The organism is Anaerofilum hominis (assembly GCF_014287275.1).
In the GTDB taxonomy this organism is placed as follows: domain Bacteria; phylum Bacillota; class Clostridia; order Oscillospirales; family Ruminococcaceae; genus Pygmaiobacter; species Pygmaiobacter hominis.
Genome location: NZ_JACONZ010000005.1, coordinates 283,385 through 297,581, shown reverse-complemented (window position 1 = coordinate 297,581; position 14,197 = coordinate 283,385). Strand labels below are relative to the sequence as shown.

9 protein-coding genes are annotated in these 14,197 nt (G+C 63.9%); 3 read left to right on the top strand and 6 right to left on the bottom strand.

The annotated features are described in order from the left end of the window. Window positions 1-262 precede the first annotated feature (262 nt). Complete coding sequence (locus H8S23_RS13445) at window positions 263-1,846, top strand: SGNH/GDSL hydrolase family protein (protein WP_186888871.1); 1,584 nt, start codon at window positions 263-265, stop codon at window positions 1,844-1,846. A 232-nt stretch (window positions 1,847-2,078) separates the two neighbouring features. On the opposite strand, the gene H8S23_RS13440 is transcribed toward H8S23_RS13445, so the two are convergent. Further along, a complete protein-coding gene (locus H8S23_RS13440; RefSeq protein WP_186888870.1) occupies window positions 2,079-2,507 on the bottom strand; it encodes a transcriptional repressor in 429 nt (142 codons plus the stop codon). A gap of 138 nt (window positions 2,508-2,645) precedes the next feature. Here H8S23_RS13440 and cls point away from each other — a divergent pair, with 138 nt between their 5' ends. Both cls and H8S23_RS13430 read left to right on the top strand, forming a co-directional pair. Beyond that, window positions 2,646-4,181: a cardiolipin synthase gene (gene cls, locus H8S23_RS13435; RefSeq protein ID WP_341479932.1), complete on the top strand. Its 1,536-nt coding sequence runs from the start codon at window positions 2,646-2,648 to the stop codon at window positions 4,179-4,181. A gap of 277 nt (window positions 4,182-4,458) precedes the next feature. After that, window positions 4,459-4,809, top strand: a complete 351-nt coding sequence (locus H8S23_RS13430; RefSeq protein WP_186888869.1) for a DUF2200 domain-containing protein — start codon at window positions 4,459-4,461, stop codon at window positions 4,807-4,809. Between the two features lie 262 nt (window positions 4,810-5,071). Here the strand turns inward: H8S23_RS13430 and H8S23_RS13425 are convergent, their stop codons facing one another. From H8S23_RS13425 to purD, 5 genes are all read right to left on the bottom strand, one after another. Further along, window positions 5,072-6,295, bottom strand: a complete 1,224-nt coding sequence (locus H8S23_RS13425) for an MFS transporter (protein ID WP_186888868.1) — start codon at window positions 6,293-6,295, stop codon at window positions 5,072-5,074. Between the two features lie 215 nt (window positions 6,296-6,510). After that, the gene (locus tag H8S23_RS13420) at window positions 6,511-6,873 is read right to left on the bottom strand and encodes a DUF4180 domain-containing protein (RefSeq protein WP_186888867.1); all 363 of its coding nucleotides are present in this window, start codon (window positions 6,871-6,873) and stop codon (window positions 6,511-6,513) included. Window positions 6,874-7,431: 558 nt separating this feature from the next. After that, the gene (gene purB / locus H8S23_RS13415) at window positions 7,432-8,868 is read right to left on the bottom strand and encodes an adenylosuccinate lyase (protein ID WP_186888866.1); all 1,437 of its coding nucleotides are present in this window, start codon (window positions 8,866-8,868) and stop codon (window positions 7,432-7,434) included. A 292-nt stretch (window positions 8,869-9,160) separates the two neighbouring features. After that, window positions 9,161-12,871 carry a phosphoribosylformylglycinamidine synthase gene (locus H8S23_RS13410; protein ID WP_186888865.1) on the bottom strand — a complete coding sequence of 1,237 codons (3,711 nt, stop codon included), beginning with the start codon at window positions 12,869-12,871 and terminating at the stop codon, window positions 9,161-9,163. A gap of 28 nt (window positions 12,872-12,899) precedes the next feature. Beyond that, window positions 12,900-14,186, bottom strand: a complete 1,287-nt coding sequence (purD, locus tag H8S23_RS13405; protein ID WP_186888864.1) for a phosphoribosylamine--glycine ligase — start codon at window positions 14,184-14,186, stop codon at window positions 12,900-12,902. Window positions 14,187-14,197: the final 11 nt, after the last annotated feature.

The following is a 14,197-nucleotide window of genomic DNA, read 5'->3' as shown; positions in this document are numbered from 1 at the left end:
AAGGTTTACCGCCGCACCGGGCCGGGCGGGCGGGGTGTATACGCGCCGCAGGCCGCCGTCCGCCGCCCAGGCGCTCTTTTCCCGGCGCGCCCGTCCGGGGCCGCAGACCGCTTTTTTGAAAAACGGCGGGCCGCCGCTTTCCCGCTGGAAAATGCTGCGCCCTTGTACTGACAGGCCGGTTATGGTAGAATAAAACAGACATCAGCCCGCCGTGCGCGCGCTGAAATTTTTTGAGGCTTCCCTCACAAAGGGGCGTAATATCTTGAACGAATTTGAACGCCGCCGCACCCGCGGCGCCCACAGATCCTCCAAGCCCGGCCCCCGGCCGGAGCGGGACGGCGGTCCCTCCGGGCAAAACCGGCCGCCCCGCAAAGAGCCAAAAAAAAGGCGGAAAGCGGGTTTTGCGGCCTCTTTTTCCCAGCTGCCGCCCACTCAGAAAAAGCGCGCGGCGCTGCTGCTGGGCGGCGGGGTGCTGGCCCTTGTTGCCGTGATCGTGCTGGTGGTGCTGCTGCTGTCCTCCTGCGGGGGCAAAGCGCCCTCTGAGAGCGGCATCCCCTCCAGCATCTCGTGGGTCGAAAATTCCACCGACCTGGCCTATGACAAGGATGCGGACAAGATCGACGAATCCAAATATGCCGAGACCATCCTTGCCGAGAGCGAGGACGCCGGGCAGGAGTACATCGACGAGACGCTGTTCATCGGCGATTCCAACACCGCCCGTATGATGAGTTATGGGCTCACCTCCCTGAAAAACGACATCGGCATCATCTCGATGGGCATCCAGATGGTGCCCACCAAGGCCTGCGTCTATTTTAAGGGCTACTCCAACCCCGTCACCATCCCCGAGGCGGTCAAGATCATGCAGCCCCGGCGCATCATCATCACTTTCGGCACCAACAACACCATCGGCTGGACGGCCGAGACCCTGGTGCAGCAGTACAAGACGGCGCTGGAAAAGATCCACGACGCTTACCCCTACGCGGATATCATCGTCAACTCCATCCCGCCCGTGCACCAGTATCGGGACAACCCGAACATCACGATGCAGACCATCGACAAGTTCAATCTGGCTTTGGCGGACATGGCGCAGGAGCTGGGGTACAAATTCCTCAACAGCGCCGAAGCGCTCAAGGACGAAAAGACCGGCTTTGCCAAATGGGATTACACCATCAGCGACGGCATCCACCTGAACAAGGACGCCATGGAGGCCATGTTCGCCTATTTCCGCACCCACAGCTACATCACCGAGGACACCCGGCCCAAGCCGCTGAAGTCCATCCCGGAGCGCAAGGAGACGCCGCCCGACATCATCTCCAGCGATCCGCTGGCCGTGCACACCGACAAGCCCAAGGCGACCGCCACCCCGGAGGGGCTGCCGGTGGTGTTCACCGTTTCGGACACGGCCGCGGGCGGCACGCTGGAGGGCAAGCTGGAGCAGACGGTGGCCCCCGGCGCGGCCTGCACCAAGGTAAAGGCCGTGCCCAAAGAGGGCTATGAGTTTGCCGGCTGGGGCTGCACGGTGGGCCGCATCGAGGACACCTCCAACCCGGAGCTGACCTTTCAGGTGCCCGGCAACGCCACCGAAAAGATCGTGGTGACCGCCACCTTTAAAGCCAAGGCGACGCCGTCGCCCTCCCCGACGACAGCGCCCACCGCGACCCCGGAACCGCCGCCCGTGACGACTCCCACCCCCACGCCGCAGCCGTCCGCCCCCGTGGTGGAGCCGACCCAGGCGCCGGTGGCCACCGCGACCCCTGAGCCCGTCGTGGAGGTCACCCCCACGCCCACGCCGACCGCGGTCCCCGAAAACGGGGATGCGGGGGGAGGGGCCGTTCAGGAGCCGTAAAAATGCGGCCGCCCGTTTTTTCGCAAACTTTTGCTTTGCGCGCCGCGCCCGGCAGGCCGCCGGGCCACACAGGCTGCGCGGGCCGGCCCGGACCGATACAAAGACCGGCCGGTATCCAGAAGATACCGGCCGGTCTTTTGTTGTCTTATCCGCTTTGTGCAAAAAGCGCCCGCAGCTCCTCTGCGCCGCAGAACACGGGCAGGGCCCCGCTTTGCAGCCGCCCTCCCCGGCCTTATCCGCGCTTTTCCTGTTTCCGCTTCCCCGCGCAGCGCGGACAGATGCCGGACAGCTCGAACGTGTGGCCGGTGATCTCATAGCCGGTCTTTTGGGCCAGTTCGGCCTCGATCTTTTCCAGCGGGCACTCGTCGATGGGCACCACCTCATGGCAGACCGTGCAGCGCAGCTCGTGCTTGTGCTGGTGGCGGTTCGGCTGATAGTAGGTCCGTCCGTCCCCGCTGACGCTGCGCAGCAGCAGCCCATGTTCGGTACAGGCCGCCAGGATGCGGTAAACGGTGGACAGGCTGATGGGGGTGGTCTGCCGGGCCTGTTCGTATAATTCCTCCGCGGTCAGCGGCAGGGGCGCCTCGCCCAGCAGGGTCAAAATCAGCCGCCGTTTGCGGGTGCTTTTCAGTGAGACCGCGCGCAGCAGATCCTCTTCCACACGCGCCGCCCCCTTTCTGCTTTCTGTCGTTTTCATTGTAACCCCCGCGCCCGGCCTTGTCAAACTTGCCCTGCCGCCGTGTTCGTGGTAGGATACACACAGAGCCTGCCGCCCGCGGGCGGGAAAGGATTGGTCGACGTGAAAAAGATTTTGAGCTTTGTCTTTCACCGCGTGGTCATCGTGGCGCTGCTGATCCTGCTTCAGCTGGGTCTGCTCATCGGCATGATGGTGCGGTTTGAAAAGTATTTTTCCTACTTTTATCTGGTCTGCACCATCTTTGCCCTGATCATGGTGCTGGAGATCGTCAGCAACCGCAGCCACCCGGCCTATAAGATCGCCTGGATCATCGTCATCCTGCTGGCGCCGGTGTTCGGCGGGCTGTTTTACGTGGTGTTCGGCGGGCATCGCCTGTCCGCCCGCACCCGCCGGCGGATGCAGCCCATCGAGGAGCAGATGACGGAGGCCCTCTCCGGCAGCGGGCCGGACTGCGCCGGGCTGGAAGCGGCTGACCCGGCGGCGGCCGGGCAATCGCGCTATATCCGCAGCTACGCCGGCTGCCCGGCTTTTCAGAATACCCTGGTGGACTATTACCCTTTGGGGGACGACGCTTTTCCCGCCATGCTGAAAGCGCTGCGCTGCGCGCAGCACTATATCTTTATGGAGTATTTTATCGTCGAGCCCGGCGAGATGTGGGACGCCATCCTCGCCGTGCTGCGGGAAAAGGCCGCCGCGGGGGTGGAGGTGCGTTTTCTTTACGACGATCTGGGCAGCATCATGACCGCGCCCGCGGGTTACGACCGCACCCTGCGGCAGATGGGCATCCGGGCCCGCAGGTTCAACCCCTTTATCCCGGTGGTCAGCTCCCGCTTTAACAACCGGGATCACCGCAAGATCTGCGTGGTGGACGGGCATACCGGGTTCACCGGCGGCATCAATCTGGCGGACGAATACATCAACCGCGTCGTCAAGCACGGACACTGGAAAGATACCGTCGTGCGCCTGCAGGGGGAGGCGGTCTACAGCCTGACCATGATGTTTCTTTCGCTGTGGGACTACTGTGAGGGCACGGCGGAGGATTACGACGCCTATCGCCCGCAGGTCTACGCCCCGCTCCCCGATGTGCGGGACTGCTGGGTGCAGCCTTTCGGCAACTCCCCTTTCGACGGCGAGCCCGCGGGGGAAAACGTCTATCTCAACCTGCTGGGCGCGGCGACCGACCGGGTCTGGATCAACACGCCCTATCTCATCATCGGCAACGAGATGGTATCGGCCCTGTCCTGCGCGGCCAAGCGCGGGGTGGACGTGCGCATCGTCACCCCCCATATTGCGGACAAAAAATTCGTCCACGCCATGACCCGCTCTTATTATCTTGAGCTGATCGAGGCCGGGGTGAAGATCTATGAGTACACCCCCGGCTTTATCCACGCGAAGAGCTTTGTGGTCGACGGAAAAACAGCCGTGATCGGCACCATCAATCTGGATTACCGCAGCCTTTACCTCCACTTTGAATGCGGCGTGTGGATGTACCGCGCCCCCTGTATCGCGGACATGGAACGGGATTACCTCGAGACGCTGGAGAAAAGCCGCCCCGTCACGCTGGAGGAATGCCGCGGCCTGCCTCTGCGCACCCGTCTGGCCCGGGCGGTGCTGCGCGTTTTTGCGCCGCTGATGTAGCCCGGTCCGCGCAGGCGGCGCAGAGCCGCTGTCTGGCGGGCGCGGCCCGCCGCAGGCGTTGCCTTAGGGGGACGGTCTTTCCCGCCCCGCGCGCGCCGCAGCCTGCCCCCTCGCCGCCTGCGCGGCAACCGGGCGCATGGCCCAAAAAATAGCCTCGCGGCTATTTTTTATTGCTGCGCAATAAAAACAACTGATTTCGATTCGCCGCGGCCTGAGGACAGGCCGCATGGCTAATAAAAAATAGCCTGCGGCTATTTTTTATTGCGGAGGACTCAAAATGAGCTATGACAAGATCTTTCGTATGAACTTTTCAGATGTTTACGCGCTGCTTGCCGCCAAAGCCCTGAAAAAGGGCCGGACAACGGCGGAAGTAAACGAGATCATCTGCTGGCTTACCGGGTACAGTGCGGAGGCGCTGGAAAAAAGCCTGACGGAACCGGTGAGTTACGGGGACTTTTTCAAAAATGCCCCGCAGCCGAACGCCAACCGGACCCTGATCTGGGGAACGGTCTGCGGCGTGAGGGTGGAGGAGATCGAGGACCCTCTGGTCAGAGAGATCCGTTATCTCGACAAACTGATCGACGAACTCGCAAAGGGGAAAGCGATGGACCGTATCCTGCGAAAGTGAGGCCCTGATGCAGAGGCGCAGGCCGTCCCGGTCCCAGCGCCATGCCTGTGCGGCCGCGCTGCCGGCCCCCTGGCCCCCGCGGCTGCATCGTTATCCAGGGGCCGCGCCCATGCAAAAAGAGCATCCCAGCCGCTGCAGGGCGGCTGGGATGCTCTTCTGTTTTTCCGCGCGGCGGCCGGGCTTTTCCAGTTTTCGAGGCTGGCTCTGGCGCGGCGCACAATTTTTCTTTTTCAAAAGCGCGCTGAAGCCCGGACGCCCCCGCTCACGCTTTTTCCGGCGCCGGGCCGCGGCGCTCGGGCGGCCGGTAAAGAAACGTAAAGATCACAAAGCCCAGACCCAGCGCGCCCACGATCATAAAAAGGGCCTGGGTGTAATAGCCCGCGTCCGCCAGCGCGCCGATGCCCGCGCTGTACAGGATATTGCCCAGCGCGGCAAACGCGCCGGTGAAAGCCGAGGCAGTGGAACTGTATTCTGGATATTCCTGACAGGAGAGCACGAAGCGGGCCGTGTAGTTGGCGCCGCTGATGACCCCAAAGAGAAAGATGCCGCCCATCCAGACAAGGGGCTGCTGCACCACCAAAAGCACCGCAAAGAGCAGCGCTGCGAGCAGTGAGGACCACTTCACATAGACAGCTGTGCTGATCTTTTCCGACAGGGCCGCAAGGCCGGTACGGCTGATCAGCATGCCCAGGGAATAAGCGGTCATCACGGTGGCGCAAAAATCAGTGGTGTACACAGACGCATCGCGCCAGTCCAGATAGGTGGGCAGCCAGACGGTGAGATAGGTCAGGCCGGAGAAAAACATACTGGCAATGGAGAGATACCAGAGATTTTTGCCCCGCAGGATCTTGCCGTAGGGGATATTCTGCCGCGTTTTGCCGGAGGTTTTTTCCACGGCCGCGGCCGGGGGACCGACCAGGCGGGTCAGCGCGAAAAAGAGCACCGCCGCCGCGGCAAGCGCCACGCCGCTGGTCAAAAAGCTGAGGGTCCAGCCGCCGACAGAATAGCACCATGCGGCAAATTTCGGCCCGGCCATATTGCCCACGGCAAACAGGGTGTGCAGGATGGAGACAAAGCGCGCCCGCCGCTCGCCATACAGGTCAGAGACATATGTCGCGCAGAGATTGTCCAGCAAGCCGCCGGAAAAGCCGATGACCAGCTGGACTGCCAGCAGCAGCGCAAAGGCGGGCGCGGCGCCGAACAACAGCAGCGCGCCGCCAAAACACAGGCCCATCACGGCCAGCAACCGGTTTTTGTCCAGCCGGTCCACCACCAGCAGCGCAAAGATCATCGACGTGGTGTTGCCCACCTCTTTGGCAATGTTGATGGAAGAGGCCGCGCTCAGGGTCAGCCCGTAATACTCGATAATGCGGGGCATCAAAGTGCCCAGCATCCCCGCCGAAAGGGCGTAGCCTGCCATAAAGACAAAGGTGAAAACAGTGGCGATCGCCAATTTCTTTTTCTGGCTCACGGAATTTGCTTTCAAACAGCGTTCCTCCTTTTGTTCTGCGGGCGTGCGCCCATCTGTCCTGCCGGGCATCCACCTTTGTACCCGCCGCGCGCTGCCCGGCGCGAAAAAAAGCGCGCGGCGGCGCGGAAAGATGTGGAGAAGAGGGGGGACTCTTTTTGCGGCACCCCCCCTTTCCCTCTGCGGGTCGGGGTGCGGCCCACGGTCCTCATCAAACAGGGGCAGGCAAAACTCTATTTTGTCAGCATCTCAAGGGCTTCCTCTTGCGTGGCGGCAAAGAAGACATCCCTGCCCCGGTTGCTCTCATAGATAAAGTCTTTCAGGGGTTTGCTGGTATAGTGAGAATAATCGCCGTAAATTGCGATCCGTCCGCCGTAGTTTATATACTTTTGCAGGATCTCCCCCGCAAGACCGCGGCTGAGAACAAAGAAGTCCTCTGCAACGAGTTTTTTATCGATCACAACGTTTTCGGTGTTTGCCTCATACTTTGCGGTCATCAAGACGTCCAGCGCCGATGCCGCGTCGGTGATCACCACGCTGTCGCTCTCGACGACCGCACAGGCGATACCGTTTTTGGTAACTGTTCGAATGTTCATACTCTGTTTCCCTTAAAAAATAGATTTTGCCAAGTTCTGCTTCCAGCGTCAGTTCCATGGCCTGCCCCCATCCCTGCGGGACAACCGGGCGGATGGCCGAAAAAAATAGCCTGCGGCTATTTTTTATTGCTCCGCAATAAAAAACATCTTATTTCTATGGCCCCGCCCTCGCCGCTTACGCGGCAACCGGGCGAATGGCCGAAAAAATAGCCTGCGTCTATTTTTTATTATACCTCCCCCCAAAAATCGCTGTATATGAGATTTCTCATATATTTGTATTTTCCAGGAAAACATTTTTAGAGTCATCCCCCTCCTGCAAAGCGCCCCTGCGCCATTCCTTTTCCGCCGCTCTTTTCTATTCCCATTCTCTTTCCCGCGCTGCCGGGCCGCCCGGCGGCGCAGGCCCGGTCCCCTCTGCGCGGTGCAAAAGCAAAAAAGCGCGGGAGCGGGCCTTGGGGGCCGCTCCCGCGCTTTGTCCCAAAAACGATCGGCCCGCACCGGCAGGACGATCCTCTTTTCCGTCTTTTCTCCCTCTCTGCCGCCGGGGCAGAGCGGTGCTCAGACGCTCAGTTCGGCCCGCTCGCCGAGCAGCTCTCTGTTGGCCGCCAGCACCGGGCGCACCACGCCGTCCAAAAATTCCTCCACCTGTCTCGGCGCCCGGCCGATGAAATCTTCCGGCTTCAGCAGTTCCGTCACCTCGGCCTCGCTGAGCTGAAAGGCCGGGTCGGCCAGCACCCGCTCGATCAGGTCGTTGCGGCCGCCCTCCTCCTTGACCACCTTGCCGGCGGCGATAGAGTGGCGGCGCAGCCGCTCGTGCAGCTCCTGCCGGTCGCCGCCTTTTTTCACCGCCTGCATCATGATATTTTCCGTGGCCATAAAGGGCAGCTCATTCAGCACCCGCGCCCGCACGACCTTGGGGTAGACCACCAGCCCGTCGCAGACGTTGAGCATGATATTCAAAATGGCGTCAGCAGCCAGAAAGCCCTCCGCCACGGCGATGCGCTTGTTGGCCGAATCGTCCAGCGTGCGCTCGAACCACTGGGTGCCCGCGGTAAAGGCGGGGTTCAGCACGTCCACCATCAGATAGCGCGCCAGCGCGCAGATGCGTTCGGAGCGCATGGGATTGCGCTTATAGGGCATCGCGGACGAACCGATCTGATGGGCCTCAAAGGGTTCTTCCATCTCCTTGAAGTTCTGCAGGATGCGCAGGTCGTTGGCAAACTTCATCGCGCTCTGCGCGATGCCCGCCAGCGCGTTGAGCACCATGGCGTCCACCTTGCGGCTGTAGGTCTGGCCGGATACCGGCACCACCTTTTCAAACCCCATCTCCGCGGCGATATCGTCCTCGATCGCCTTGATCCTGGCGTCGTCCCCGTCCAGCAGTTCCACAAAGCTGGCCTGGGTGCCGGTGGTGCCCTTGCTGCCCAGCAGCGCCAGCGAGCCGATGCGGTGATCCACCTCTTCCAGGTCCATCATCAGCTCATTGAGCCACAGAGTGGCCCGTTTGCCCACGGTGGTGAGCTGCGCCGGCTGCAGGTGGGTGTAAGCCAGGGCGGGCATCTCCCTGTACTTTTCCGCAAAGTCCGCCAGCAGCGCGATCACGTTGAGCAGCTTGCGCCGCACCGCGGTGAGGGCCTGGCGTATGACGATGATATCGGTATTGTCGCCCACATAGCAGCTGGTGGCCCCCAGATGGATGATGCCTTTGGCCGCCGGGCACTGCACGCCGTAGGCGTAAACATGGCTCATCACGTCGTGGCGCACCTCTTTTTCGCGCGCCTCTGCCACCTCGTAGTTGATCTCGTCCCTGTGGGCCTCCAGCTCGGCGATCTGCTGGTCGGTGATGGGCAGGCCCTGCCGCTGCTCGGCGCGGGCCAAAGCGATCCAAAGCCGCCGCCAGGTCTTGAACTTGTTGTCCTCAGAGAAGATGTACTGCATCTCCTCGCTGGCGTAGCGGGTCTGGAACGGGCTGATATAGCGGTCATGTGAACGCATAAAAAACCTCCGGTTTTTGAGTAACGTTGAAAGGGGAAAAGCCAAAAATTTCGGCGCCTGCCCTGCGGCCGGCGGACCGCGCCGCCCGCTTTGCGGGCCTTTGCCGCACCGGCTGCCGCGCGCTCACCGCCGCGGCGAAAGGGGCGCTGCGGCCCTGCCGGCGGCCTGCGCGGCGGGCAGAGAGGGTCCGGGCGGCAAAAGCGGGACATCGGTCCGGCAGAACGCCTCTTTTCCGCGCCGCCCGGCACGCCGCTGTTCCGGCGCGCGCCGTTTCGGTCCTCCCCCCGTACTTTTACAGTTTGTAATAGTCCATCCCGCCCTGAAAAATGGGCTGGAATTTGTTGCCCGGTACGTTGCGGTACAGGTTTTCGCCGCTGCGCTCCGAGTGCCCCATCTTGCCGAAGACCCGGCCGTCCGGGCTGGTGATGCCCTCCACCGCCAGCGCGCTGCCATTGGGGTTGCAGCGCAGGTCCATGGTGGGCATGCCCGCCAGATCTACATACTGGGTGGCGATCTGGCCGTTTTCCGCCAGCCGCGCCAGCGTTGCCTCATCCGCCACAAAGCGGCCCTCGCCGTGGCTGACCGCCACGGTGTAGACCTCGTCCGGCTGGCAGTGCAGCAGCCAGGGGGACTTGTTGGAGGCGATGCGGGTGCGCACCAGCATGCTCTGGTGGCGGCCGATGGTGTTGTAGGTGAGGGTGGGGCAGGAGGCGTCGGTGTCCAGGATCCTGCCAAAGGGGACCAGCCCCAGCTTGATCAGCGCCTGGAAACCGTTGCAGATGCCCAGCATCAGGCCGTCCCGCTGCTCCAGCAGCCGGTGCACCGCGTCGGTGATGGCCGGGTTGCGGAAGAACGCCGTGATGAACTTGCCGCTGCCGTCCGGCTCGTCGCCGCCGGAGAAGCCGCCCGGCAGCACGATGATCTGGCTGCCGTCGATGGCGCGGCGCAGCGCATCCGCGCTCTCGGCCACCCGCGCCGGCGAGAGGTTGTTGACCACCAGGATCTGCGGCTCGCCGCCGGCGTTTTTCACCGCCCGCGCCGTGTCGTATTCGCAGTTGGTCCCCGGAAAGACCGGGATCAGCACCTTGGGCCGCACGCAGCCGAATTTGGGGGCCTGCCGCTGTCCCGGCTCAGCTTTGAAAACGACCTTTTCCACGGCCGCCTCCTGCGCGGGGGTGTGGTAGGGCAGCACCGGCTCCAGCTTGTTTTCCCACACTGCCTGCAGCCGCTCCATCGGAAGTTTTTCGCCCGCCGCCTCAAAGAGATAGCTGCCGGTGGTCTCGCCCAGCGGCAGGCCGACGTCCAGCTCCTCCGCCAGTTCCAGAATAAAGCCGCCGTAACCCCAGCCAAACAGGGCCTGCGGGTCCACCGACCCGTCCAGCTTAAAGCCCACGCGGTTGCCAAGGCACATCTTGAACAGGCCCTCCGCGATGCCGCCGCAGCCCGGCGTCCATGCCGACAGCACCTCCTCGGCGGCGATCAGCTCCTCCACCGCGGCCCAGACCGCTTTCAGGCTGTCCGGGTCCGGCAGAAACCCGTCTATCGTCTTTGGGGCAAGATATACCACTTTGCTGCCGGGCAGCTTGAACTCCGGCGAGGTCACGCCGTGGGCCTGCCCCATCGCCACCGCAAAGGAGACCAGGGTGGGGGGCACGTCCAGGTCTTCAAAGCTGCCGGACATGCTGTCCTTGCCGCCGATGGAGGCGATGCCCAGGTCCATCTGGGCGTCCAGTGCGCCCAGCAGGCTGGCCAGAGGCTTGCCCCAGCGGGCGGGGTCGGCGCTCAACCGCTCAAAATATTCCTGAAAGGTGAGATACGCCTTTTCATGGCTAAAGCCGGAGGCCACCAGCTTAGAGACGCTCTCCACCACCGCCAGATAAGCCCCGTGATACTGGCTCTGCTTGCTTACCGCCGGGTTGAAGCCCCAGGCCATGCCGCTGCAGGCGTCGGTGTCGCCCGACAGCACCGGCAGTTTGGCCGCCATCGCCTGGGCGGGGGTCAGCTGGTAACGGCCGCCGAAAGGCATCAGCACCGTGGCCGCGCCGATGGTGGAGTCAAACCGCTCCGAGAGGCCCTTTTTGCTGCAGACGTTCAGATCCCCCACCAGAGCTTCCAGCTTTTCGCCGAAGCTGCCGCCCTGCGGCAGCGGCTGGCGCAGCTGCTGGGGGCCCACCTTCGCGCTGGCATGCTTTTCCGCGCCGTTGGAATTCAAAAATGCGCGGCTCACGTCCACGATGGTCTCGCCCTGCCAGCGCATCACCAGCCGCGGGCTCTCGGTGACGGTGGCCACGGCCGTGGCCTCCAGATTCTCCTCATTGGCGGCGCGGATAAAGGCTTTCACATCCGCGGGAGCCAGCACCACGGCCATCCGCTCCTGGCTTTCGCTGATGGCCAGCTCGGTGCCGTCCAGCCCGTCGTATTTCTTGGGCACCTTGTCCAGGTCAATGTCCAGCCCGTCGGCCAGCTCGCCGATGGCCACCGACACGCCGCCGGCGCCAAAGTCGTTGCAGCGCTTGATCAGGCGGGTGACCCCGCCGTCGCGGAACAGCCGCTGCAGCTTGCGCTCGATGGGCGCGTTGCCTTTCTGCACCTCGGCGCCGCAGGTCTCCAGGCTCTCCAGCTTGTGGGCCTTGGAGGAGCCGGTCGCCCCGCCGCAGCCGTCGCGGCCGGTGCGCCCGCCCAGCAGCACCACCACGTCGCCCGGGACAGGGGTCTCCCTGCGCACGTTTTCCGCCGGGGCCGCACCCACCACGGCGCCGATCTCCATCCGCTTGGCGGCATAGCCCGGGTCGTACAGCTCGTCCACCTGCCCGGTGGCCAGCCCGATCTGGTTGCCGTAGCTGGAATAGCCCGCCGCCGCGGTGGTGACCAGCTTGCGCTGAGGCAGCTTGCCCTCCAGCGTCGCGCTCACCGGCGCCAGCGGGTCGGCCGCACCGGTGACCCGCATGGCCTGATAGACGTAGCTGCGGCCGGACAGCGGGTCGCGGATGGCGCCGCCGATGCAGGTGGCCGCGCCGCCGAACGGCTCGATCTCGGTGGGGTGGTTGTGGGTCTCGTTTTTGAACAGCAGCAGCCAGTCCTGTTCTTCTCCGTCCGCGCGGATGCGCACCTTGACGGTGCAGGCGTTGATCTCCTCGCTCTCGTCCAGATCCGGCAGCTTTCCCTCCGCTTTGAGGGCCCTGGCGCAGACGGTGGCAAGGTCCATCAGGGTGATGGGTTTATCTTCCCGGCCTAGCTTTTTGCGCAGGGCCAGATACCGCTGCCAGGCCGCCTGCGTCCGCTCGTCCCCGATCTCCACCCCGTCCAGCACGGTGCCGAAGGTGGTGTGGCGGCAGTGGTCGCTCCAGTAGGTGTCGATCATGCGGATCTCGGTGATGGTGGGCTCGCGCTGCTCAGAGCGGAAGTACTGCTGGCAGAAAGCGGCGTCGTCCTCGTCCATGGCCAGCCCGTACCGCTGCACAAAGGCGGCCAGCCCCGCTTTGTCCAGCCCGTTGAAGCCGTTCAGCGTCTCCACCCGCCCCGGCTGGGGATAAGCGGCGGCCAGCGTCTGCCGGGCCTCCAGCGACGCCTCGCGCGCCTCCACCGGGTTGACGACGTATTTTTTGACGGCGGCCAGCTCCTGCGCCGAGAGCCGGCCCGAGAGCAGATACACCTTTGCGGAGCGGACCAGAGGCCGCTCGGAACAGCTGATCAGCTGGATGCATTCGGAGGCTGAATCCGCGCGCTGGTCAAATTGACCGGGCAGATATTCCACCGCAAAGACCGCGCCCTCCCCCTGCGGCGCGGGCAGTTCGTCATAGGTCAGGTCCAGCTGGGGCTCGCTGAATACCGTTCCCACGCACTGGCGGAACAGCTCGTCGGAGATGCCCTCCACGTCGTAGCGGTTCAGCAGCCGCAATCCCTCGAGCCCGCGGATGCCCAGCAGGCTGCGCAGCTCCTCCAGCAGGCCCTGCGCTTCCACGTCAAAGCCGGGTCGTTTTTCCACATAAATGCGATAAACCATGCGCTGTGCTCCTTTATCCCTTTACTCGTTATCCGCGCGCTTCCAGCGCCCGTCTGCCGATATCCCTGCGGTAATGCATGCCCTCAAAGCGGATCTTCTCCGCCGCGGTATAAGCCCGTTCCAAAGCCGCCGGCAGGTCGGCCGCCGTCGCGGTGACCCCCAGCACCCGGCCCCCGGCCGTGACCAGGCCGCCGTCCCCGCTGCGGGTGCCCGCATGGTAGACCGTGACCTCCTCCGCGCCGGGCAGCTGGCCCCCGGTCAGGCCCTCGATGGGCAGCCCGGAGGCATATTTCTGCGGATAGCCGCCCGATGCCAGCACCACGCAGGCCGCCGCCCCGTCCCGGAACCGCACCGGCGTTTCAGACAGCCGCCCCTCGCTCACGGCCCGCAGGACAGTGAACAGGTCGCTCTCCAGCAGCGGCAGCACCACCTGGGTCTCCGGGTCGCCGAAACGGCAGTTGTACTCGATCACCTTGGGCCCCTCGGGTGTGATCATGAGCCCGAAATAAAGGCAGCCTTTGAACGTGCGGCCCTCTGCGTTCATGGCAGCCATGGTGGGCAGAAAGATCTTTTCCATGCACTGCGCGGCCACCGCCGGGGTGTAATAGGGGTTCGGCGCCACCGTGCCCATGCCGCCGGTGTTCAGCCCCTCGTCGCCGTCCAGCGCCCGCTTGTGATCCATGCTGCTGACCATGGGCACCATGGCCTTGCCGTCGGTGAAAGCCAGCACGCTGACCTCCGGCCCGGTGAGGAACTCCTCCACCACCATGCGGCTGCCCGCGGCCCCAAAGGCCCGGTCCTCCATGATGGCGCGCACCCCGTCCAGCGCGGCGGCCCGGTCTTTGCAGATGAGCACGCCCTTGCCCAGCGCCAGGCCGTCCGCTTTCAGCACGATGGGCCAGCGGTCGTTGCCCTCGAGATACGCCCGCGCGGCGGCGGGGTCGGCAAAGACCTCATAGCGCGCGGTGGGGATGCCGTACTTTTTCATCAGCTCCTTGCTGAACACCTTGCTGCTCTCGATCTGGGCCGCCCGGGCCGTGGGGCCAAAGGCCGGGATACCGGCGGCCTCCAGACGGTCCACCAGACCCAGGGCCAGCGGGTCGTCCGGCGCCACCACCACAAAATCCAGCTTTTCCCGCACGGCAAAGGCGACGATGCCGTCCAGGTCGGTGGCCCGGATGTCGACGCAGACGGCGTCGTACCCGATGCCCCCGTTGCCGGGCAGCGCGTAAAGCGCGCTGATGCCGGGGTTCTCTTTCAGTTTGCGGATGATGGCGTGCTCCCGCCCGCCGCCGCCGATCACTGCTACTTTCATTGCCGCTTCCT